The 22,768-nt window shown below is 59.3% G+C and carries 21 protein-coding genes; 7 read left to right on the top strand and 14 right to left on the bottom strand.

Annotated features, from left to right (window positions below):
• Positions 1 to 930 (top strand): LysR family transcriptional regulator, encoded by a 930-nt coding sequence (locus tag M8370_RS12435; RefSeq protein ID WP_250021125.1) that lies wholly within the window; start codon positions 1 to 3, stop codon positions 928 to 930.
• Between the two features lie 24 nt (positions 931 to 954).
• On the opposite strand, the gene glpQ is transcribed toward M8370_RS12435, so the two are convergent.
• Together glpQ and glpT are read right to left on the bottom strand one after the other, a co-directional pair.
• Positions 955 to 2,013 carry a glycerophosphodiester phosphodiesterase gene (glpQ, locus tag M8370_RS12430; protein WP_013098017.1) on the bottom strand — a complete coding sequence of 353 codons (1,059 nt, stop codon included), beginning with the start codon at positions 2,011 to 2,013 and terminating at the stop codon, positions 955 to 957.
• Positions 2,014 to 2,024: 11 nt separating this feature from the next.
• Positions 2,025 to 3,377, bottom strand: coding sequence for a glycerol-3-phosphate transporter (gene glpT, locus M8370_RS12425; protein ID WP_013098018.1), 1,353 nt, complete (start codon positions 3,375 to 3,377; stop codon positions 2,025 to 2,027).
• Positions 3,378 to 3,632: 255 nt separating this feature from the next.
• Between glpT and glpA the strand changes: the two genes are divergently transcribed.
• Genes glpA through glpC form a run of 3 tightly spaced genes read left to right on the top strand, consistent with a single transcriptional unit; the run spans position 3,633 to position 7,655 of the window.
• Positions 3,633 to 5,261: an anaerobic glycerol-3-phosphate dehydrogenase subunit A gene (gene glpA / locus M8370_RS12420; RefSeq protein WP_045292153.1), complete on the top strand. Its 1,629-nt coding sequence runs from the start codon at positions 3,633 to 3,635 to the stop codon at positions 5,259 to 5,261.
• Positions 5,251 to 6,468 (top strand): glycerol-3-phosphate dehydrogenase subunit GlpB, encoded by a 1,218-nt coding sequence (gene glpB, locus M8370_RS12415; RefSeq protein ID WP_020690659.1) that lies wholly within the window; start codon positions 5,251 to 5,253, stop codon positions 6,466 to 6,468. The genes glpA and glpB overlap by 11 nt, the downstream gene beginning before the upstream one ends.
• Positions 6,465 to 7,655, top strand: a complete 1,191-nt coding sequence (gene glpC / locus M8370_RS12410; protein ID WP_020690658.1) for an anaerobic glycerol-3-phosphate dehydrogenase subunit GlpC — start codon at positions 6,465 to 6,467, stop codon at positions 7,653 to 7,655. The genes glpB and glpC overlap by 4 nt, the downstream gene beginning before the upstream one ends.
• A gap of 32 nt (positions 7,656 to 7,687) precedes the next feature.
• Here glpC and M8370_RS12405 read toward each other — a convergent pair whose 3' ends face one another.
• The 4 genes from M8370_RS12405 to tctD form a co-directional block, all read right to left on the bottom strand.
• Positions 7,688 to 8,887, bottom strand: coding sequence for a nicotinamide mononucleotide deamidase-related protein YfaY (locus M8370_RS12405; protein WP_148790877.1), 1,200 nt, complete (start codon positions 8,885 to 8,887; stop codon positions 7,688 to 7,690).
• Between the two features lie 93 nt (positions 8,888 to 8,980).
• The gene (locus tag M8370_RS12400; RefSeq protein ID WP_013098023.1) at positions 8,981 to 9,520 is read right to left on the bottom strand and encodes a YfaZ family outer membrane protein; all 540 of its coding nucleotides are present in this window, start codon (positions 9,518 to 9,520) and stop codon (positions 8,981 to 8,983) included.
• A gap of 131 nt (positions 9,521 to 9,651) precedes the next feature.
• The gene (locus M8370_RS12395; protein WP_250021124.1) at positions 9,652 to 11,061 is read right to left on the bottom strand and encodes a sensor histidine kinase; all 1,410 of its coding nucleotides are present in this window, start codon (positions 11,059 to 11,061) and stop codon (positions 9,652 to 9,654) included.
• Entirely contained in the window at positions 11,048 to 11,722 is a 675-nt protein-coding gene (gene tctD / locus M8370_RS12390; protein ID WP_013098025.1) for a transcriptional regulator TctD, read from the bottom strand. Before tctD ends, M8370_RS12395 begins: the two co-directional genes overlap by 14 nt.
• A gap of 149 nt (positions 11,723 to 11,871) precedes the next feature.
• Between tctD and M8370_RS12385 the strand changes: the two genes are divergently transcribed.
• The 3 genes from M8370_RS12385 to M8370_RS12375 are packed head-to-tail and all read left to right on the top strand — an operon-like array spanning position 11,872 to position 14,818.
• Entirely contained in the window at positions 11,872 to 12,852 is a 981-nt protein-coding gene (locus M8370_RS12385; protein WP_013098088.1) for a Bug family tripartite tricarboxylate transporter substrate binding protein, read from the top strand.
• An 11-nt stretch (positions 12,853 to 12,863) separates the two neighbouring features.
• The gene (locus M8370_RS12380; protein WP_013098089.1) at positions 12,864 to 13,295 is read left to right on the top strand and encodes a tripartite tricarboxylate transporter TctB family protein; all 432 of its coding nucleotides are present in this window, start codon (positions 12,864 to 12,866) and stop codon (positions 13,293 to 13,295) included.
• Positions 13,296 to 13,306: 11 nt separating this feature from the next.
• The gene (locus M8370_RS12375; protein ID WP_013098090.1) at positions 13,307 to 14,818 is read left to right on the top strand and encodes a tripartite tricarboxylate transporter permease; all 1,512 of its coding nucleotides are present in this window, start codon (positions 13,307 to 13,309) and stop codon (positions 14,816 to 14,818) included.
• Here M8370_RS12375 and menE read toward each other — a convergent pair whose 3' ends face one another.
• The 8 genes from menE to M8370_RS12335 all read right to left on the bottom strand — a co-directional run bounded on the left by menE (position 14,819) and on the right by M8370_RS12335 (position 22,739).
• Positions 14,819 to 16,180, bottom strand: coding sequence for an o-succinylbenzoate--CoA ligase (gene menE, locus M8370_RS12370; protein WP_250021123.1), 1,362 nt, complete (start codon positions 16,178 to 16,180; stop codon positions 14,819 to 14,821).
• Positions 16,177 to 17,142 carry an o-succinylbenzoate synthase gene (menC, locus tag M8370_RS12365; RefSeq protein WP_038983967.1) on the bottom strand — a complete coding sequence of 322 codons (966 nt, stop codon included), beginning with the start codon at positions 17,140 to 17,142 and terminating at the stop codon, positions 16,177 to 16,179. Before menC ends, menE begins: the two co-directional genes overlap by 4 nt.
• Positions 17,142 to 17,999, bottom strand: a complete 858-nt coding sequence (menB, locus tag M8370_RS12360) for a 1,4-dihydroxy-2-naphthoyl-CoA synthase (protein ID WP_013098093.1) — start codon at positions 17,997 to 17,999, stop codon at positions 17,142 to 17,144. Before menB ends, menC begins: the two co-directional genes overlap by 1 nt.
• Positions 17,996 to 18,772, bottom strand: coding sequence for a 2-succinyl-6-hydroxy-2,4-cyclohexadiene-1-carboxylate synthase (gene menH, locus M8370_RS12355; RefSeq protein WP_250021122.1), 777 nt, complete (start codon positions 18,770 to 18,772; stop codon positions 17,996 to 17,998). Before menH ends, menB begins: the two co-directional genes overlap by 4 nt.
• Complete coding sequence (gene menD, locus M8370_RS12350; RefSeq protein ID WP_250021121.1) at positions 18,769 to 20,439, bottom strand: 2-succinyl-5-enolpyruvyl-6-hydroxy-3-cyclohexene-1-carboxylic-acid synthase; 1,671 nt, start codon at positions 20,437 to 20,439, stop codon at positions 18,769 to 18,771. The genes menH and menD overlap by 4 nt, the downstream gene beginning before the upstream one ends.
• An 88-nt stretch (positions 20,440 to 20,527) precedes the next feature.
• Positions 20,528 to 21,823, bottom strand: coding sequence for an isochorismate synthase MenF (gene menF, locus M8370_RS12345; RefSeq protein ID WP_248067320.1), 1,296 nt, complete (start codon positions 21,821 to 21,823; stop codon positions 20,528 to 20,530).
• Between the two features lie 95 nt (positions 21,824 to 21,918).
• On the bottom strand, positions 21,919 to 22,224 hold the full coding sequence (gene elaB / locus M8370_RS12340) for a stress response protein ElaB (RefSeq protein ID WP_028028061.1): 306 nt from the start codon (positions 22,222 to 22,224) through the stop codon (positions 21,919 to 21,921).
• A gap of 53 nt (positions 22,225 to 22,277) precedes the next feature.
• Positions 22,278 to 22,739, bottom strand: a complete 462-nt coding sequence (locus tag M8370_RS12335) for a GNAT family N-acetyltransferase (RefSeq protein WP_058651761.1) — start codon at positions 22,737 to 22,739, stop codon at positions 22,278 to 22,280.
• Positions 22,740 to 22,768: the final 29 nt, after the last annotated feature.

Genomic DNA, 22,768 nt, shown 5'->3' with positions numbered 1-22,768 from the left:
GTGAACAAGTTCGTGGAGATGAGCACGTTTGTTTCGGTTGTTGAGTCGCAAAGCTTTGCTGGCGCGGCGGCAAAACTGGGGACATCAAAATCGGTGATCAGCCAGCGCGTCAAGATGCTGGAGAAACGGCTTGGCGCAAGCTTGCTGGAGCGTGGGCCCCGCCTTAGCCTGACGGAAGCGGGTCTGCTTTTTTATCAGGAGTGCGTGCATATCCTTGACGAAGTCACACAGGCGGAAGAAGCCGTGGCACCCTCACGCAGCGAGCTTCACGGCGAGCTGCGTATCGCCACCTCGCATACCTTTATGACCACCCATCTGTCGACGATCCTGGCCGGATTTATTGGCGCTCATCCGGGACTGTCTCTCGATATCTCGACAGAAGATCGGCAGATTAATATGCATCAGCCCGACTTTGATATCGCCATCCGCCTCGGTCTCGTCCCGGACTCTACGCTCATCGCCCGCACGCTGGCGCGCAATCTGACCTGGCTGTGCGCGAGCCCGGACTATCTGGCGCAACGGGGCACGCCTGTGCACCCCGTTGAGCTGGAGCAGCATGACGGACTGTTATATACCCACCGTGCGCCAGGCGGTTGCTGGCAGCTACTGCATAACGGGCAGTGCCAGAACTGGCGCGTCAGAAATCGTCTGCGTTCGGATAATGCTTTCAGCCTGCTGGAAGCCGCCAAAGCAGGGCTTGGGATTGTGGTCATGCCGTTATTTTTAGGTGCTGATGCGATATTGCGCGGAGAACTGAATATTATTTTACCCGGCTGGCAACCGGATGGTGGCAACATTGTGGCCCTGTATCGCCAGACGCGTCGCGCCTCGCCGGTGATCCAGGCGCTGGTCAACCTGGTCGCAGAACAGCTAGGGCCAGAGCCAGAATGGGAAAAAAAGCTAAGGCTGGCCAGCCTACTGCCCGAATAAAAAAGGGCCTTACGGCCCCTTGTATTACTTGTTATGCAGGAATGAAACCGCTTTATCCGGGAAATCCGTAAACAACCCGTCTACGTCCGCCTGCTTATACAACACCTCGTAAAGCTGATTCACGTCCGTGGCGTACGGCGGTAACTGGTCTGCGCGCACCGTATACGGATGCACCTGCATCTTGCTGGCGTGTGCCTCTTTTACCATAGCCGTCAGCTTCACGTGGCCCGGGGTTGAACCTTCCGCCACCAGCATGTGGTAATCCGGCCCGATTCCGTCGGCGTACTGCGCGATCTGCTTCATGGCGCCCGGTTTGAACATCCAGTCGTAGTTATAGTTTACCCACTTGCCGTCTGCCTGCTTCTCCTGGGTTTCGTTCCAGTCGGTATAGGCAATCAGCTGGACCAGATTGAGATCCATCCCCATCTTAGGCTCCAGCTCGGTTTTGATGCGCTTCAGTTCTGCGGCGTCAAAACACTGGAGATAAACTTTGTCCTTCTTGCTGGTGTAGCCGTATTGCTTCAGCACCTCCAGCGTCTTCGCGGCAATATCCTTCCCTTCCTGGTGATGGAACCACGGGGCTTTAATTTCCGGATAGATACCGATATTTTTGCCTGTCGAGTGGTTCAGCCCCTGAACAAACTCAATCTCTTCCTGGAAGGTATGGATACGGAAGTCAGATTTGCCCATTGGGAAACGTCCCGGATAAACCTGCACCTTCTTGCCGTTTTCAATCTCGAAGCCTTCGGTAAACTTCAGAGAGCGGATTTCATCCAGAGTAAAATCGATGGCGTAAAAACGGCCATCTTTACGGGCGCGGTCCGGGAAACGCTCCGCCACATCGGTCACGCGATCAAGATAGTGGTCATGCAGGACGACCAGCTGGTCGTCCTTTGTCATCACCAGATCCTGCTCAAGATAATCGGCCCCCTGCGCGTAGGCCATCGCTTTCGCCGGCAGCGTATGCTCCGGCAGATAGCCGCTTGCGCCGCGATGGGCAATAACGATTTTATCCGCCGCCAGTGCGGAGCCGGTCATCAGGCCCGCCAGCAGCAGACCGGTCGCTAATTGAGTTAATTTCATGGCAATGCTCCTTATTGACGACGCGCCAGCACGTCCGCGTGGTGACGTTTTTCACCGATCATCACAACAATCAGCAGCAGTACCGCCAGCACGCTGCCGCCGATCATCACCATAAAGCCGCCGTCCCAGCCGAAGAAGTCAACGGTATAGCCCACGATGGCGCTCGCCGCAACCGAACCGCCCAGGTAGCCAAACAGACCGGTAAAGCCTGCCGCCGTACCGGCTGCTTTTTTCGGTGCCAGTTCCAGCGCATGCAGACCGATCAACATAACAGGACCATAAATCAGGAAGCCGATGACAATCATACAGGTCATATCCACGCCCGGGTTACCCGGCGGGTTGAGCCAGTAGACGACGGTGGCAATGGTCACGAGCGTCATAAAGAAGACGCCCGTTGCGCCACGGTTGCCCTTAAATACTTTGTCCGACATCCAGCCGCAAATCAGCGTCCCCGGGATCCCCGCGTATTCGTACAGGAAGTAGGCCCAGGAGGATTTATCCAGCGCGAAATGCTTCACCTCTTTCAGGTAGGTCGGTGACCAGTCGAGGATGCCGTAGCGCAGCAGGTAAACAAACACGTTCGCAACCGCGATGTACCACAGCAGTTTGTTTGGCAACACGTACTTCATGAAGATCTGCTTTGCCGTCAGCTCTTCTTCGTGCTTCTCGCTGTAATCATCCGGATAGTCGTTTTTGTACTCCTCAATCGGCGGCAGGCCGCAGGACTGCGGTGTATCACGCATCAGCGCAAAGGCGATAATCGCCACCAGAATGGCGCCAAAGGCAGGCATATAGAGCGCAGCGTGCCAGTCGTTGAACCAGGCCATCCCCAGCAGGAACAGCAGAGGCGGAATGCCGCCACCCACGTTATGCGCGCAGTTCCACACCGACACGATGCCGCCACGCTCCTTTTGCGACCACCAGTGCACCATGGTACGCCCGCATGGCGGCCATCCCATCCCCTGGAACCAGCCGCACAGGAACAGCAGCACAAACATAATGGCGATGCTGGACGTTGCCCATGGCACAAAGCCCATAAACAGCATCACCGCCGCCGCCAGGATCAGACCGGCTGGCAGGAACACGCGCGGATTCGAGCGATCCGACACCGATCCCATGATGAATTTCGAAAAGCCGTAGGCGATGGAGATCCCCGACAGCGCGAACCCGAGATCGCCACGCGAAAAGCCCTGCTCAACCAGATAAGGCATGGCGAGGGCAAAGTTTTTACGCACAAGGTAATACGCCGCATACCCGAAGAAGATCCCCAGGAAGATTTGCCAGCGCAGGCGGCGGTAAAGCGGATCTATTTCTGCCTCAGGCAGACGCGCCCGGTGCGGCGCAGGTTTAAAGATACTGAGCATGACAGCCTCCGTGGCCATGTATTGAATTTACAGGGGTTTAACTGCCCCAAACTCCAGCAAGGCGGGGATGTTAAGAAATCACGGTGATTGTTACTGTGAATCAACGCACAAATTGTTACAGAAATATGACAACATGCGCAAAAAAGCGCATGGAATCACGTTTCACTTTCGAATTTCGCTCGTTTGTGTTCGAAATCAAACAAACCACATTTTTCATGTGGCTAAATGATAAAAAACGAACACAGAGGGATGACAATGACAATTCACGATCCACGCTACAGCGATGTGATTATCATTGGCGGGGGCGCGACCGGCGCTGGCATCGCACGCGACTGTGCGCTCAGAGGGCTGAGCGTCACGCTCCTGGAGCGCCATGATATTGCGACCGGCGCTACCGGACGCAATCATGGCCTGCTGCACAGCGGCGCCCGCTACGCCGTCACCGACGGCGAATCGGCACGCGAATGTATCGCCGAAAATCAGATCCTGCGACGTATCGCCCGCCACTGCATTGAACCGACCGACGGCCTGTTTATTACGCTTCCCGAAGACGATCTCGCCTTTCAGTCAACTTTCATTACCGCCTGCCAGGCCGCGGGAATTCAGGCACAAGCCATTGACCCGGCCCTCGCACGCCGCATCGAACCTTCGGTTAATCCGGCACTGACGGGTGCAGTAAAAGTCCCGGATGGTACCGTGGATCCGTTTCGTCTGACGGCGGCCAACATGCTGGACGCCCGCGAGCACAGCGCGCGGATCCTGACCGGCCATCAGGTCACCGGGCTTATCCGTGAGGGGCATCGCATCGTGGGCGTGCGGGTCCTGGATACGCAGTACAACGAACACAGCGAGCTGTATGCCGCCGTGGTGGTCAACGCGGCGGGGATCTGGGGGCAACGCATCGCAGAATACGCCGATTTATCTGTGCGCATGTTCCCGGCCAAAGGCTCGCTGCTGATCCTCGACCACCGCATTAATAACCATGTCATCAACCGCTGCCGTAAACCGTCTGACGCAGACATCCTTGTCCCCGGCGATACCATTTCGTTAATCGGGACCACTTCCACCCACGTTGACTACAGCGAGATCGACTACAATCGGGTCACCGCAGAAGAGGTCGACATCCTGCTGCGCGAAGGGGAAAAACTGGCGCCGGTGATGGCCCAGACCCGCATCCTGCGCGCCTACGCGGGTGTGCGTCCGCTTGTCGCCAGCGATAACGACCCGAGCGGACGCAATGTCAGCCGTGGCATTGTGCTGCTTGACCATGCCGAGCGCGACGGGCTGGACGGCTTCATCACCATCACCGGCGGTAAATTGATGACCTACCGCCTGATGGCCGAATGGGCGACGGATGCTGTCTGCCGCAAACTGGGCAATAGCGAACCGTGCGTGACCGCAGAACAGCCCCTGCCCGGCTCGCGCCAGTCCACCGAGAAAACGCTGCAAAAAATTATCTCCCTGCCAGCCCCCCTGCGTGGTTCGGCTGTCTATCGCCATGGCGACAGAACACCGGTCTGGCTGGGTGAAGGACGGCTGAGCCGCAGTCTGGTATGCGAGTGCGAGGCCGTTACCGCCGGGGAAGTGCAATACGCGGTGGAGAATCTGACGGTGAATAGCCTGCTCGATCTCCGCCGCCGCACCCGCGTCGGGATGGGCACCTGTCAGGGGGAGCTGTGTGCCTGCCGTGCCGCCGGGCTGCTGCAGCGTTTTCATACCACCACCGCCACCCAGTCGCTCGATCAGCTCAGCGATTTTCTGAACGAGCGCTGGAAAGGCATTCAGCCTGTCGCCTGGGGCGATGCCCTGCGTGAAAGCGAATTTACCCGCTGGGTGTACCAGGGGCTTTGCGGTCTTGAGAAGGAGCAACGCGATGAAATTTGATACGGTGATCGTCGGCGGCGGGCTGGCGGGTCTGCTCTGTGGCATCAAACTCACGAAGCAGGGACTGCGCTGCGCCATTATCACCCGGGGCCAGAGCGCCCTACACTTCTCGTCGGGCTCGCTGGATCTGGTGGACGAAACGTACCGCGAAAAACTGCCGGCAGAGCATCCTTATCACCTGACTGGCGCGCAGCACATTGACCGCTTTGCCCTGGAGACCGAAGCGCTGCTGGCTGATTGCGGCGCACGTATGCAGGGGAGTGCCAGGCAAAATCACGCGCGCGTCACGCCGCTTGGCACCCTGCGTTCCGCCTGGCTCAGCCCGGAGGAGGTGCCCGTTGCCCCGTTCAAGGCCACGCGCGTGCGGGTGGTGGGCATTAGCGGTTTTCTGGATTTTCAGCCCCATCTGGCAGCGGCCTCGCTCAGTCGCCAGGGGGTCAACGCTGAAACGGCAGAGATTGACCTTCCTGAGCTGGATGTCCTGCGCGACAACCCCAGCGAGTTCCGCGCGGTGAATATTGCCCGTTTGCTTGATAACGAAGAGAAATGGCCGCTGCTGTATGAGGCGCTCAAACCGCTTGCAGAGGGATGCGATGCGCTGTTTATGCCCGCCTGCTTTGGCTTACAGGACAACCGGCTGTGGCGCTGGCTGTCCGACCGCCTGCCCTGCTCGCTCGGCCTGCTGCCAACGCTTCCTCCGTCCGTACCCGGCATTCGCCTGCATACCCAGCTTCAGCGCCAGTTTGTGGCCCAGGGAGGCGTGTGGATGGCGGGTGATGAAGTGAAAAAAATCACCCTGACTGACGGCTCGGTGAGCGAAATCTGGACCCGCAACCACGACGATATTCCGCTTCGTACGCGTTACGCGGTGCTGGCAAGCGGCAGTTTCTTCAGTAACGGTCTGCTGAGCAGCCGGGACGGCATTCGCGAGGCGATTATGGGGCTGGACGTCCGCCAGAGCGCCTCTCGCGCGGACTGGTATCAGAGCGATTTCTTTGCCCCGCAGCCGTGGCAGCAGTTCGGCGTAATTGTGGATAACCTGCTGCATCCGCAACTTTCAGGAAAGTCAGTACCGAATCTCTACGCCATCGGCTCGCTTTTGGGCGGATACGATCCTATCGCCCAGGGCTGCGGCGGCGGCGTCTGCGCCATAACGGCGCTCTATGTGGCAGAGCAAATTTGCCAGCGCACGGAGGCTGAACAATGAACGATACCCGCTTTGAAAGCTGCATCAAATGCACGGTCTGCACCACCGTCTGCCCGGTCAGCGGCGTTAACCCGCGCTATCCCGGTCCGAAACAGGCCGGGCCGGACGGCGAGCGCCTGCGTCTGAAGGACGGCGCGCTGTACGATGACGCGCTGAAATACTGCATCAACTGCAAACGTTGTGAAGTCGCCTGTCCGTCGGATGTGAAAATCGGCGACATTATTCAGCGCGCCCGGGCACGCTATAGCACGCAAAAACCGTCGCTGCGCGATGCCATTCTTAGCCATACCGATCTGATGGGCAGCGTCTCCACGCCGTTTGCCCCGCTGGTGAACGCCGCGACCTCGCTGAAACCGGTGCGCCAGCTGCTGGATGCCACGCTTAAGATCGACCATCACCGCAGTTTGCCCAAATATTCCCACGGCACCTTCCGCCGCTGGTACAAATCCGTAGCGGCAGACCAGGCGCGGTATGCCGACCAGGTCGCGTTCTTCCATGGCTGCTACGTGAACTACAACCATCCGCAACTGGGTAAAGATCTGCTGAAAGTGCTGAACGCCATGGGTACAGGCGTGCAGTTACTGAACAAGGAGAAATGCTGCGGCGTGCCGCTGATCGCCAACGGGTTTACCGATAAAGCGCGCAAACAGGCCAGAAGCAACGTCTCGTCGCTGCGCGAGGCCATCGTCGATAAAGGCATTCCGGTGCTGGCCACCTCCTCGACCTGTACCTTCACGCTGCGCGATGAGTATCCGCACCTGCTGGACGTGGACAATACCGGCCTGCGCGAACATATCGAGCTGGCAACCCGTTTCCTGTGGCGCAAGCTGGACAGCGGGCAGACGCTACCGCTGAAAAATTTACCCCTGAAAGTGGTCTACCACACGCCGTGCCATATGGAAAAAATGGGCTGGGCGCTTTACACGCTGGAACTGTTGCGGTTAATTCCGGGGCTGGAGCTGACGGTGCTGGATTCGCGCTGCTGCGGCATTGCGGGGACGTACGGCTTTAAGCGTGAAAATTACGAAACATCACAGGCAATTGGCGCGCCGCTGTTCCGCCAGATTGAAGAGAGCGGCGCGGATATCGTGGTGACCGACTGCGAAACCTGCAAGTGGCAGATAGAGATGTCCACCAGCAAGCGCTGCGAGCATCCGATCACGTTGCTGGCGAAGGCCCTGGGTTAGGTATCGCCGGGGCCGCCGCCCCGGCAAACCGGTCACTCAACGAACAGCGATTCCACCACGTTGATCCAGCCGTGCTCGCTGGCCACCTCTTTACCTGCCAGCCAGCGACGCAGCATGTTCAGCGCCATCATGGCGCAGACGTCCTGACGCACCGCCAGACTGTGGCGGGTGATACTCATTTTGACTCTTAAGGCATGCGTCCCTTCCGGCGTAGCCAGCGCAAAGTTGAGATATTCCTCATCCATACCCCCGACAAACAGCGCCAGCCCGGCAAAATGGTTGACCCGGCGTTCTGACGCCCAGCGCGCCGTCTGCGCCAGCGTCTCCTGCTGGAACGGCACCACCTCGCTGGCCAGCAGCGGAGCATTAACGCGCGACAGTTGCAGCGCCAGCAGGCCGCCGGTGAACTGCTCGCTGAGGGTGACGCTCAGCTGGCGCGACTGCAGATGCTTCGCAATCTGCGCCGGTAGCCCTTCCGTACCCTCGAAAATCAGACTTTCGCCCGCCACGCGCTGCACTTCCGGCCAGAGCGCCAGCATCGCCGCTTTCTGCGTGGCAGGCCCGGTGAGCTTGAGTTCAATGATCGGCATGGAAGAGCGATAGCCCATGGATACCCCCGGCGGCAGCGGCAGGTGATCGAGGCTCTGCGCCAGATCGCTTTCCGAACGGCCAAAGGTGGTCAGGCGCAGGCAGACTGGCGGTTCAGGCAGGGTAAAACGTTGGCGAAGGCGCGGCAGGATCTGCTGTTCGACCATCACTTTAAATTCAGACGGGACACCCGGCGTGAAGAACATCAGGCAGCGGTTCAGTTGAACGGCGAAACCGCAGGCGGTACCCACCGGGTTATCGACCAGTTCGGCGCTGGCCGGGATTTCAGCCTGTTTGCGGTTGCTGGGGGCCATCACGCGGCCACGTTCGGAGAAGAAACGCTCCATGCGGGTCAGCCACTCCTCGTGCAACACCAGCCCTTCGCCTTTGGCGGTCGCGGCAGCCAGCGCGCTGAGATCGTCGCTGGTAGGGCCGAGCCCACCGTTCACAATCAGCACGTCGCAGTGTTCGCTACGCTCGCGCAGGACAGTCACCAGCGACTCAAGACTGTCGCCTACGGTATTGCGGCGCGTTAACGGTAATCCTTGCTCAAAGAAAAGATCGGCAAGCCAGGCAGCATTGGTATCAATAATCTGTCCATGCAGCACTTCGTCGCCGGTGGATAACATCTCCACATTAATCATTGTGTTCTCCCGCTTATATGGTGAAAACACTATAGCGCAATCACCGGCATGGAGAGGAGAGAAACTGGCGCGACGGACGCCGCGCCGGAGGAGTTAGAAGCCTGCGCTGACACCCACGTACGGGCCGTCAGCCAGCGCGTTGTCGCGGTTGCCGTCTTTGCCCGCCAGGTTCAGATAACGATAACCCGCTTCAATGGTAATTGGGCGCATGATGGTCCAGCGCGCACCCGCGTTGGCTTCTTCATAGCTGTCGATACCGCTGGAGAGGGAGTCCGGCGAGTAGTAGTACTCACCAAACAGGCCGAAGCTGTCGCCAATTTTCCACTGCAGACCGCCGCCCACCGCTGCCGCATACCCTTCGTCGCCGTCGTTCGGGTTGGTGTAGATGCCTTTACCGCCGACGGTGGCCAGGAACGGGCCAAGAGGAATATTCAGACCCAGGCCGAGGCTTGCCGCATCGCCATCGTCGTCGTTATGCGTCCAGCCGCCGGTCATCGCCAGACCGGCGGTCTCGGTACCCAGGCCAAAGCCCAGATGGGTGTAATCCTGACCCGCAGAGCCGTTAAAGCTGATGGCGTTAGCCGCCGCCGAAACGAATATCAGGCCTAAGCCCATCAATGCCACTTTTTTCATTATCGTGTTCCCGCGCAATTTATAGAAAAGTCCCAAAAAAACCGCGAGATTTTAACCTGAGACGCCTGGCGATCAAGCACTCTGCGTGCGGCGGGCAAGTAGATTGTAACGATTTGAAACGCGCGGTTTTTTTACGTCAGCAACAGAAAGCGCATTTTTACGCTCAGCCCTCCCAGTGCCTCACTGCGGGAAAGCTGCAGGTGGCTTCGGTGAAGCCGGGCGATATCACTCGCCAGCGCCAGCCCGATACCCGATCCGCTGGCGTCCCCGACGTTGTCCAGCCGATGGAAAGGCAGTACTGCCTGATGAATCTGGCTGTCTTCGATGCCGGGCCCGCTATCCTCCACGCTGAGCTCAACGCCGCCCGCGTCGGTGTGCAGGAACACGGTGACGATGCCTCCTGCCGGGGTGTACTTGATCGCGTTCTCAAGCAGGTTGGCGCACAGCTCCCCCAGCAGCACCTCATCACCGTCTATCAAGACGGGTTGCTGAATGCCGTCATAACCCAAATCGATCGCCTTGCTGCGCGCCTGCGTCAGTCTGGAGAAACAGCAGTTCTGCACCACCTCAACCAGGTCCACCGGCGCAAACTGGCGATCCCCCTGCTCTTTGCGCCTCACCGTGGAGAGTTGCAGCAGCCGTTCGGTGAGGACGATGGTGTTATCCAGCGTCACGTTCATGGCGCGTAAACTCTCCTGCCACAGGGCCGGATCGTTTCGCGTCAGGGCAACGGAAACCTGGGTTTTGAGCACCGCCAGCGGCGTTTTGAGCTGATGAGACGCATCGGCGTTGAAGCGCTCCTGGCGGGAAAGCACGCCGCGTAATCTGTCGATATAACGGTTAAAAGCCACGATCAGCAGCCGCGTTTCCGACCAGGGCAGCAGCTCCGGCAGCGGGGCCAGCAGCCCTGGCTCACGGCGCACCATCAGCGAGGAGAGCTGACGCATCGGGCGCAGCACGCGGCGCAGCAGCCAGGCGGTTAAGACCAGCGTCAGCAGCACCAGCAGTCCCTGCGAAACGAGCGATGAAAACAGAAGCTGAGTGGCGAGATAGCGCCGCGACTGCAAGGTTTCGGCAACGTAGATTTCCGCCATACCGGAAACATTGTCTTCGTTAATTGGCTGGAGCAGCTTCGCCACGCGGATCGCCTGGCCGCGATACTCGGTATGATAAAACCAGGCCAGCGCGGGATAGTGCGTGGTGCGCGACGTGGAGGGGGGCATGTTCGGCAGATCGTCATAGCCGGAGATCACCCGTCCCTCCGGATCAACCACCTTGTAATAGAGACGATCGTTCATGTTCAGCTCAAAGCTGTCGAGCACCACCCAGGGAACATCAACCAGCAGCTTGCCGTTGTGCACCTCCAGCCGCTCAGAGACGGTACGCGCCGAAGATAACAGCGTGCGGTCGTACGCCTGGGTCGCCGCCTGCAGGGCGCTGACGTAACTGTTAAAAGCCGATAATCCCCATAACAACAGCAGCGGCAGGCCGAGAAAAAGCAGCAGCTGCAGATAAAGCGACTGAGGCTTAACCCACTTCATCGCCGCACTCCAGCACATAGCCCAGTCCGCGCAGGGTGGTGATCCGCACGCCGCTGCCGCTCAGCTTTTTACGCAGGCGATGAATGTAAAGATCGAGACTCTCCGGGCTGACGTCGTCGTTCAGGCTAAACACCTGATCGAACAACTGCTGCCGGGAAACGGGGCGGGTGCGACGATGCATCAGCACCTTCAGCAGCGACAGTTCGCGCGGGGTGAGCGAGAGCGGCTCGTCGCGCAGCAGGAAAAAACCGTCGTCGTCATACTCCAGCTCCCCAAGGCGCTGGCGTTCCTGGGTTCTCCCCTCGCTTCTGCGCAGCAGGGCGCGAAGCCTGGCGTCCAGCTCCTCCAGCTCAAACGGTTTTGGCAGATAATCATCCGCCCCGGCGTTCAGGCCTTTCACCCGATCCGCCACGTTGCTGCGTGCGGTGAGAAACAGCACCGGCAAGGTCTGGCCGCGTTTACGTAAACGGTGCACCACCTCCAGGCCGTCAAAACCGGGCATACCGATGTCCAGTATCGCCACCGCGTAATTTTCCCCCTGCAGCAGATGATCGGCCGCGCGCCCGTCAGAAACGCAGTCTACGGCAAAGCCTTCCTGCACCAGCGCTTTCTCCAGCCAGTGAGCCAGCTCACGATTATCTTCCGCCAGTAAGAGACGCATATCACATCCTGTAAAGTTGGTGTCGCGTTGAAAGGGAAATGAAAGGTTATTGTTTTAACAATCACGCAACGGAACCGCTACAAGGTGGTTCACATAATCAGAAAAAAACCAGTACCCGTACCCCCGGATCGCCGGCGTGAGGATAAACGATGAAAAAACAATTACTTTCAACGATTGCTGCAAGCGTTTTAATGTTGAGTGCCTCTGTTGTCCAGGCGCAGGACGCCCCGTCCCGCACCGAATGTATCGCTCCGGCCAAACCGGGCGGCGGTTTCGATCTCACCTGCAAGTTGATTCAGGTCAGCCTGCTGGAGACGAAGGCCATTGAAAAACCGATGCGCGTGACCTACATGCCAGGCGGCGTGGGCGCGGTGGCCTATAACGCGATTGTCGCGCAACGTCCGGCGGAAGCCGGCACAGTGGTGGCCTTCTCCGGCGGCTCGCTGCTTAACCTCTCCCAGGGCAAGTTTGGCCGCTACGGCGTGGATGACGTGCGCTGGCTGGCCACCGTCGGTACCGACTACGGCATGATTGCCGTGCGAGCAGATTCCCCGTGGAAATCCCTGAAGGATTTGCTCACCGCCATGGAAAAAGACCCCAACAGCGTGGTGATTGGCGCAGGCGCCTCCATCGGCAGCCAGGACTGGATGAAAGCCGCCCTGCTGGCGCAGCAGGCGAAAGTGGATCCGCACAAAATGCGTTACGTGGCGTTTGAGGGCGGCGGTGAACCGGTGACGGCGCTGATGGGCAACCACGTGCAGGCAGTTTCCGGTGATCTCAGTGAAATGGTGCCTTACCTGAGCGGCGATAAAATCCGCGTGCTGGCGGTCTTCTCCGAAAACCGTCTGCCGGGACAGCTGGCAAATGTGCCGACTGCAAAAGAGCAGGGTTATGACCTCGTCTGGCCGATTATCCGCGGCTTCTTTGTCGGGCCAAAAGTGACCGATGCCGAATACCAGTGGTGGGTCGATACCTTTAACAAACTGCAGCAGACAGACGAATTTAAAAAGCAGCGCGATCTGCGCGGGCTGTTTGAGTTCAACCTGAACGGCAAGCAGCTGGACGAGTATGTCAAAAAACAGGTGAATGACTACCGCGAGAAAGCAAAAGCATTTGGCCTGGCCAAATAACCGGAGGCGCTATGAGCGATCGCATTTTTGCCGGGATCTGGTTGTTGCTCTGCATTGGCGGGATGTTCGTCGCCTGGCAGATCCACAGCGAATACAGCTATGAACCCGTGGGGCCCCGCCCCTTTCCAATGGGCATTGTCGGCCTGATGCTGCTTTGCTCGGTGGCCATGCTGTTACGCCACCCGGATACCGTCGAGTGGCCGCCTAAGCGCATTTTGCAGCGGCTGCTGGTGATGGTCATTGTGCTGCTGATGTATGCCTGGGGCTTTGAATGGCTCGGCTTCCCGGTAGCGACCGCCATCCTGACGATGGTCATCGGCACGCTGTTTAACGCCAGCCTGCCTGCGGCGGGGATCTCAGGCGTGGTGATGGGCATTTTCCTGTGGTACGCCTTTGACCGCCTGCTGGATGTGACGTTGCCGCTTGGCGCCTGGCTTAATTAACGGAGCACGCTATGGATACCTGGATTTACCTCTCACAGGGGTTCGCTGTGGCGATGACCCCGGAAAACCTGGTGATCGCCCTGATCGGCTGCTTCGTCGGGACGATCGTCGGTCTGTTGCCTGGACTTGGGCCTATCAACGGAGTCGCTATTTTGCTCCCGCTGGCGTTTGCCCTGCATCTGCCTGCGGAATCAGCGCTGATCCTGCTGGCGACGGTCTACATCGGCTGTGAATATGGCGGCCGAATCTCGTCAATACTGCTCAACGTGCCCGGGGATGCGGCGGCCATTATGACCGCGCTGGATGGTTACCCGATGGCGCGGCAGGGGCGCGGCGGCGTGGCGCTGTCTATTTCCGCCGTCAGTTCGTTCTTTGGCTCGCTGATTGCCATTGGCGGCATCATTCTGTTTGCGCCTGCGCTGGCCCAGTGGTCGCTGGCGTTTGGTCCGGCAGAGTATTTTGCCCTGATGGTCTTCGCCATTGCCTGTCTCGGCAGCATGATGGCACAAAACCCACTGAAATCGTTTTTGTCTGCGCTGATTGGCTTAGGGTTAGCCACCGTCGGCGTGGATGCCAACACCGGGGTCTATCGCTTTACCTTCGACAGCGTTCACCTGTCCGACGGCGTGCAGTTTATCGTGGTCGTGATTGGTCTGTTCTCTGTCTCTGAGATCTTACTGATGCTGGAACATACCAGCAGCGGGCAGACGCTGGTGCGTAAAACTGGCCGGATGCTCTTTAACGCCAAAGAGGGGGTGCAGTGTATCGGTACCACGCTGCGTTCAGCGGTCATTGGCTTCTTTGTTGGCATTCTGCCGGGCGCCGGGGCGACCATCGCCAGCGCCATCACCTACATGACGGAGAAAAAACTCAGCGGCAACAGCGACAGCTTTGGTAAAGGCGATATTCGCGGCGTCGCCGCACCCGAGGCGGCTAACAATGCCTCGGCCTGTGGCTCGTTTATTCCCATGCTGACGCTCGGCGTGCCCGGCTCCGGTACCACGGCGGTGATGATGGGGGCGCTGACGCTCTATAACATTACGCCAGGACCGGCGATGTTCACCGAACAGCCGGATATCGTCTGGGGGCTGATTGCGGCACTGCTGATTGCCAACGTGATGTTGCTGGTCATGAACATTCCGCTGATTGGCCTGTTCACCCGTATGCTGACCATTCCGCTGTGGTTCCTGGTACCCGCAATCGCAGCCGTCTCGGCGGTGGGGGTGTATGCGGTACACAGCACCACCTTCGACCTGATTCTGATGGTGGTGCTGGGGGTGTTCGGCTACATCTTGCGTAAAATGCACTTCCCGATGTCGCCGTTGATTCTGGGCTTTGTGCTGGGTGAGATGCTGGAGCAGAACCTGCGCCGCGCCCTGTCCATCAGCAATGGCGATGTCGCCATTCTGTGGGACAGCAATGTGGCGAAGATCCTGCTGGTGCTGGCTATTGTGGTGGTGGTCGTGCCGCCGGTGCTGCGCCTGCTGCGTCGTCAGCGTAAGCCGCAGCCCGATGTCGGCTAATTAACCAGACAGCTGGGCATTCACCCACTGTTTTAACGCCTGGCGGGAGATCTTAATCCCGCCATTTTTTAACTCCGCAGGCAGTACCAGCCAGTGGACGGGCTGTTCAAATCGTGCCAGTTTGCCCTGTACCCATTCCGGCAAGCGGGTGATATCCGTTCCCGGTTCACACTCCACCACCGCTACCGGACGCTGACCAAATTCGGCGTCATTCAGCGGAACAATGAAGACCTGGCTGATGTGCGGATGGGTCGCGATAATCCGCTCAAGACTCTCCGGCTGAATGCCCTCGCCTCCGCTGAAAAAGAGGTTATCCATCCGACCGAGGATCGTCAGGCGACCGTCATGCAGTTCGCCGCGATCGCGGGTGGCAAACCAGCCCTCTGAATTCGTGAGCGGCAGCAACGCGCCGTCGCGCCAGTAGCCTGAGGCCATGCTTTGCGCCTTGATCCACACTTCACCGTTAACGACCTGAACCTCCCTGCCCGGCAATGCGCTGCCCACGTCCGGCTCACCGTCAGCCTCTTTCGCGCAGACGGTAGAGGCAAACTCCGTCAGGCCATAGCCACAAAACGTAGAAATACCCTGCGCGCGCGCCTGTTGCGTCAACTCAACGGGGATGGCGGCCCCGCCCAGCAGTACCGCTTTCAGCGCGATCCGCTGGTGGGTATTGAGCAGACGCCAGAGCTGAGTTGGCACCAGCGAGGCATGCGTACACCCCTGCAAGGCCTGCTCCAGCGGCTGCTTCTCGCGTACGGTTAAGCGCGCGCCAGCCTGCAGCCAGCGCCATAAGATCCCCTGCCCGGAGACATGAAACAGCGGCAGCGAAAGCAGCCAGTCGTCATCGGCGCCGTAGGGCATCAGCGCGAGGACGCCCTCAGCGCTGGCAAGATGCGCCCCGCAGGTATGAACAGCCGCTTTCGGCAGCCCGGTGGAGCCGGAGGTGAGCGTCATTGAGGCCAGCCGCTCAGGCTGCCATGCCACGCGGTATTCGCCGGACGGTGCATGCACGCTAAGCGCGGCGAGCCCGTCATAGTGACCGTCCAGCACCAGCGCAAAACGCAGCGTCATCTGCGGAAGCAACACCTCCAGCAGCGGATGCGGGAGCTGGGGATTAACCGGAAGAATTCGCGCGCCGCACTGGAGCAGCGCCAGCCATACCAGCAGGGTCTGCGGGTGATTATGGGCGAGCAGCAGCACGCCGTCCCCCGCCTCCACACCCTGCTGATGAAACCCTGCGGCCAGATTGTCGATGCGGGTGCAGAGCTGTTGCCAGCTCAGCACCTCGTCGTTGAGACGCAGAGCCGGTGTATCAGCACGCTGCTCGCGCCAGTGCCGCCACGGCCAGTCGCTAAAACTCATTGCAACGGCTCCAGCGCCTCAACGCCCGCGCACGGCAGCGCGCTCCCCGGCCACGGGCGAATGAGCTGGGTTTGCATCAGGTTTAACGTATCCAGCCCCGGGATGGTGTCGGGCGTTAACCAGGCGGCAATGCGCGCCAGCTGCGTCAGCCCAAGGCTGGATTCGATGGAGGAGCTGATCACCGCCGTCAGCCCTGCCTCATGCGCTGCCGCCACCTGTTCGCGCACCTTCGCCAGACTGCCCGTTAGCGTCGGTTTTATGACCACGGCGCTGACGCCTGGCTCGGCGCTAAAGGCAAAGTCCGCCTCGCGCAGGCTTTCATCCCAGGCGATGGCAATGCCGGTTTCTCGGGCAAAAGCGCGTGAATCCTCACGGGTTTTGCACGGCTCTTCCAAAAAAGCGATGCGGCTGCGGTACGCCGGGTTGACGTACTTCGCGAACTGCTGCGCCTTAAGCGGCGTCCAGGCGCGGTTGGCATCCAGACGCAGGCGCAGATCGGGGATCGCCTCCAGCAAGAGGTTAGCGACCATGCCGTCGCGTACCGCTTCGTAAAGACCGACTTTGATTTTCGCCACTTTCTCGCCGGGCATTGCGCTGAGCAAGGCAAACAGCTCGTCCGGATCGCCCGTGCAGAGCGGCGCGGCACGGTAATCGGCCTCATCAGGGAGGCTGCCGTCGAGCTCCGCGAGCGCGCAGCTGATGCCAAACGCGGCGGAAGGGAGATCGGGCAGCGGCGGATTCAGGCCTGTACGCCATTCCTCTACCCATGCCATCAGCGCAGCCTGCGCCTCCTCCAGCGACTCCAGGCTAAAGCCCGGCAGAGGCGAAATCTCGCCCCAGCCCTGCCCTTCGCCCTGCTGCAGTTGCACGAAGAAGCCATCACGGGTTTTTAACCGCCGTTCACGCAGCACCACGCCCGCGTCCATCGGTATCTGCCAGCGGTATACCTGCGCGCGACGCATTACGGGTTCCGTTTGTATTTACTGAAGTCCGGCTGGCGTTTTTCGTTAAACGCGTTGCGTCCTTCCTGACCCTCTTCGGTCATGTAGAACAGCATGGTGGCGTTACCCGCCAGCTCCTGCAGCCCCGCCTGGCCGTCACAGTCAGCGTTCAGGGCCGCTTTCAGGCAGCGCAGCGCCATTGGGCTGTTCTGCAGCATTTCGCGACACCAGCGAACGGTCTCTTTTTCAAGATCGGCAATCGGCACCACGGTGTTAACCAGGCCCATATCCAGCGCTTCCTGGGCGTTGTACTGACGGCACAGGAACCAGATTTCGCGGGCTTTTTTCTGACCGACAATGCGCGCCATGTAAGAAGCCCCCCAGCCGCCGTCAAAAGAGCCGACTTTCGGGCCCGTCTGACCGAAGATGGCGTTCTCTGCGGCAATGGTCAGATCGCACATCATGTGCAGCACGTGGCCGCCGCCGATGGAGTAGCCTGCCACCATGGCCACCACGGGTTTTGGGCAGGTACGGATTTGACGCTGGAAATCAAGCACGTTCAGGTGATGGGTACCCGCATCGTCCTGGTATCCGCCGTAGTCACCGCGTACTTTCTGATCGCCACCGGAGCAGAACGCTTTTTCGCCTTCCCCGGTCAGGACGATAACGCCGATGTTGTCGTCATAGCGCGCATCCGCCAGGGCCTGAATCATCTCTTTTACGGTCAGGGGACGGAAGGCGTTACGCACCTGCGGACGATTAATGGTGATTTTGGCGATACCGTCAGCCGATTTGTGGTAACGAATGTCGGTGTAACCTTCGGAGCAGTCTTGCCATTCAACCGGTGCATAGAGCATGTTTTCATCAGGATAGATCATAGAGTGTCCTTTATTCGACGACGCAGTATCTGAGCCAGACTCGCGCTAACCGCCCCGGGATTTTCCCGGTGGGCGTTGTGTCCGGCGTTTGGAATGACATGGCGAACAGCGTTCAGTTCAGCGGCCAGGGCCGCGAACTTCTCGTCACGTTCGCCATAGAGATAATCAAAAGGGAAATTTCGCGCGCTGAGGGCGGCACGCAGGTCTGGTTGCACGGCGAGCGAGGTTGCCTCAAGCATCATCGCCAGGTTTGTGCCCGCGTTGCGACAGCGCAGGGCGATGAGCGCCCTGCGCTGGCTGTCCGTCAGGGAGGCAAAGACAGGCTGTTGATACCAGTCGGCAAAGACGTTTGAGAGGGGCTGCGTGCGAAAACGCTGCGCCCACAGATGGTCGGATGCTGCTCTTGCCTCTCGTGCTGCGCCCCCCTTCAGGCCCGGATGTCCGCCTTCCACGATGATGCCGCAAAGCCCCGCAGGATCCTGGCAGGCATGAAACATCGCAATACGGCCGCCAAGGGAGTACCCCACCAGCCAGTAGTTAAGTATGTTGTAACTAACAAGGGTTCGGGTAAGCACGTCACTCATTTCTTTGAACCCCGTGACGGCCATACTGGCGGACCGCCCATGCCCCGGCAGGTCGAGATAAAGCCGGGGATAATCGCTGAGCGCCTCGCCGACCGTCTGCCACTCGCGGCAATCGCCAGAAAATCCATGCAAAAAGACCAGCCAGGGGTAACCTGGCTTACCGGCCTGTTGCGCGCCTGCAAGGATCACAGGTGGCTCACCTGCGCCAGCAGACTTTGCAGCTTCTGCGCACCGTCAGCCTCGTTGACGACCAGTTCAATCAGCGTTGCACCGGGCTGTCGCCAGGCGCTGCTCAGGACTGCATCCAGCGCTTCCCAGTTTTCCGGGCGGTGGTATTTCAGGTTAAACATCGCTGCGGCATGTTCAAACTGCACGTTCTGCGGCATCAGATAGAAGCGCTCGCGTTCGCTCTGCGGTGTCGGCAGCAGGGAGAAGATCTGCCCGCCGTTATTGTTGACCACAATCAGCACAAACGGCGCCGACACTTGCCGCAGCAGCGCCAGCGCATTGAGATCGTACAGCGCCGAAAGATCGCCCACGATCGCCAGCGTGGATTTCGCGCTGGCTCGCTGCACACCCGCCGCCGTAGAGATCAGCCCGTCAATGCCGCTGGCTCCCCGGTTACTGTAGACCGGATAGCCCGCAGGCAGTTTTGAGAACGCATCAATCAGACGCACCACCAGGCTGTTGCCGACAAACAGTTGCCCCTGCTCCGGCAGATACCGGTAAATACGGTGCGCCAGCTCCGCTTCACCAAATTCTTCGCATTGTGCACGGGTCAACTCCCACGCCTGACGCGACAGCGCCGGGATCTCAACGGCCCATGGGGCGCGCTTTTCCGCCGGGTGGAGCGCCAGCCAGGCGTCAATGTCGCTCACCAGACGACGGCCGCGATGGTGCGCCGGATCGAGCCGCCCTTCCAGCGGATCCACCAGCCAGTACTCTTCCGGGCTACAGGTTGCCTGCCACTGCAGTAACCGTTTGCCGGTCAGGCTTGCGCCCAGCTGAACCACAATCTGCGCCTGCGCCAGTTCAGTCACCGCTTTCGCATTCCCGAGCCAGAGATCGGCACACGGCAGCGGCTGCCCGGTCTGGGACAGCACGTCGCCAATCAGCGGCCAGCCAAGGGTGTGTGCCCATTCGGCAACCTGCCTGCCTTCGGCGGCGCTCATGCGCCCGGCAATAACCACGCCGCGTTTTTGTCGCCAGAAAAACCAGTCACGTTGCTTTGCGCTCTCAAGGTGTGTCTGCTCGCGCAGCCACGGCTTTTCGCTCTCCCACCAGTCGCCAAGCTGCTGCTGCCAGGCAAGACCGGTGTCGTCCATTTCGCCATACAACGGCTCGGCAAACGGACAGTTAATATGTAACGCCCCGCTGCGCAACGTCTCCATGGTGTGATCGACGGTCGAGACCAGCCAGCTTGCGGGAATGTCCTGCGTGGGTCGGGGTAACGAAACCGTCTGCGAAGGATGCGAGGCAAAGAGGCCCGGCTGACGAATAGCCTGGTTCGCTCCGCAGTCAATAAGCTCGGGCGGGCGATCGGCCGTCAGCAGAACCAGTTTCTCACCGGTCAGCCCGGCTTCGATAAGGGCCGGATAGAGGTTTGCCACGGCAGTACCGGAGGTGACGATCACCGCCACCGGTTCCTTGCTGACCTTTGCCAGCCCCAGAGCCAGGTGGCCCAGGCCGCGCTCGTCAAAATGGGTGTGGTGAATAAATGCCCGGTTCTCTGCTGCCGCCAGCGTCAGCGGTGTGGAGCGTGAGCCCGGCGCAATACACACATGCCTGACGCCATGGCGAGTCAGGGCTTCAAGGATCACCGTCGCCCAGCGTCGGTTAAAAGAACTTACTGACATGAGATTGTCCGGTATCAAGAATGCGACACAGTATAAATAATAGAAAAAAATAGAATTTTGATATGAATCGGGATTGCGCGAATCAGTACTAATCCTTCAGGAGCAGAGAGCGCAAGCCTGCGGCTTTATTTTCGATCTCCTGCCATTCCTGTTCCGGATCGGAACCGCTGACGATCCCCGCCCCGGCGTAAAGACGGACGGTGGCGTCATGAACGCGCGCCGAGCGCAGGGCCACGCAGAACTCGCTTTGTTCTGGCGACAGATATCCGGCGGATCCGGCATACCATTCCCGGTCGAAAGGTTCAACGCGGTGTATAAATTCGCGTGCTGGCTGGCGCGGTAACCCGGCAACCGCAGCCGTCGGCTGCAGCACATGCAGACATTGCTCATCATCCGCATGCTTGAGCTCGGTCCAGATGCAGCGGCGAAGATGCTGCACTTTGCGCAACCGCATAACCTGTGCTGGCAGGACCTCCAGCGTCCGGGTATGGTGCTGCAGCCGCTGGCAGATATCCTCTACCACCAGCATGTTTTCACGCTGGTTTTTATCATCGTTCATCAGCCAGTCGCCCAGAAGGCGGGCCTGCTTGTCATCGGGATGGCTGGCGACGGTACCGGCCAGCGCTTCGGTACGCAGCAGGTTGCCGCGCCGCCGCCACAGCCGTTCAGGTGTGGAGCCAAGAAACGCGTTGCTGGCATCGAAAACCATGCAGAAATGATAGCAGTTCAGATTCAGGGCACGGCTGGCCGCCATCAGCGCCACGGCATTCACCGGCTGACTGAACTGCAGATCGGTTGCCCGGGCGAGCACCACCTTTTCGACTTCGCCGCGCGCAATGGTCTCTGTCGCCTGACAGATAAGGCGCAGCCATTCCGGTTTTTGCGGCTGATGGGTCTCCTGCACTACCTGGGCGGAGAGCGGGCGGATTGGGCGGGCATCGCGAAGCTGCTGTAAGAACGCCAGCGCCGCGTCGGCATCCTCCTGAAGGGAACGGTCACTCCACAGCTGCAGACGCAACGTGGCGGTCCCGGCAGAACGTCGCCACAGCAGGCGGGGTAAAAAGAGACTGCCCTGCTCCGGGGTGAAGGCATTCAGGCCGCAGATCCGCGTGTCGTTCGCTACAGGCTGTTGCTGTAAAAACTGCGAAGCCTGAGCCAGGGAGGAAAAATGGATGACGGCGCCCAGCGCAGCCAACTCTTCATCACCGTTACGCTGCTGCCAGTAAAACTGGGGAAAGAGGCACTGAGCACCAAGCCAGGCGAGAGGGTCGAAAGCGTCGTTTAACGGGAAAGAGACGTCAACGTGACGTAAGCCGGGTGTAGCGGGTAACGCTTGCGCAAGCTGAGTACGCAGACGTTCCAGCGCGTTGGAAATCGAATGCACGCGAACCTCTCCCTGTAAAAACGCTTAGTATACGGGGTACCATCAGAAATATCAGTACCCACGTATAGGGAGGGGTTAAGCGTCCGATTCAGGGGTTAACGACGGGCCAGAAGCAGCCCCAGCACCAGACCCACCGCCGCACCGACACCAATGCCTTGCCACGGTTTTTCATGGACGTAATCATCGGCGCGATACACCGCTTTTTTTGCGCGGTAGTAGTAATTGTCGGACGCATGGCTGACGCGGGTTTTGACATCATGTAGCGCCTGTTCGGCACGTGCCTTGAGTTCGATATATTTCTGATCGGCAGGGTCGCCGGACGAACGTAACACCTCTTCCAGCGTTTCGCTCAGTAACGTCAGGTCGTCATCGACACGGGTATCCCAGGATTGAAATGACATATTTTTCTCCATGTTAGTACACCAGTCCGCTAACTATAGCCAACGACCTGCCATTACGCCTGTTTCACTTCCCGCGCCATACCGATATGAGGAATGCCGTCTTCGTCGTACACGTCTGTGACCGGCATAAAGCCAAAGTGGCCATAGAAAGACTGAAGGTGCGCCTGTGCGCCAAGGTATAACGCCTTGTCTGGCCACTGTTTTTGGCATGCCTCCAGCGTTTTTTCCATCAGCTGATAGCCCAGTTTTTCACCGCGCGCCTTGCCGCTAATAATGACGCGACCAATAACGACAGGCTCAAAATCGTCCCCGCTTTTCAGAATCCTCGCATACGCCACCAGCTCGTTATCCCTCCAGCCGAGAATATGACGGTTCTCGCCCACCAGATCATCACCATCGATGTCCTGATACGGGCAGGTTTGTTCCACAACAAACACTTCGCAGCGCAGTTTGAGCAGGGCGTACAGTGTCTGAACGGTGAGTTCACTATGGTGTAAATCTTGCCACTGGATCATGTCGGTCTCCTTCCTGGGTTCATCACGTT

Origin of the sequence: Enterobacter cloacae complex sp. OE43NF (genome assembly GCF_023544405.1) — a bacterium.
Taxonomy (GTDB): domain Bacteria; phylum Pseudomonadota; class Gammaproteobacteria; order Enterobacterales; family Enterobacteriaceae; genus Enterobacter; species Enterobacter cloacae.
The sequence above is the reverse complement of the archived record's forward strand: the minus strand, read 5'-3'. Positions and strand labels throughout refer to the sequence as shown.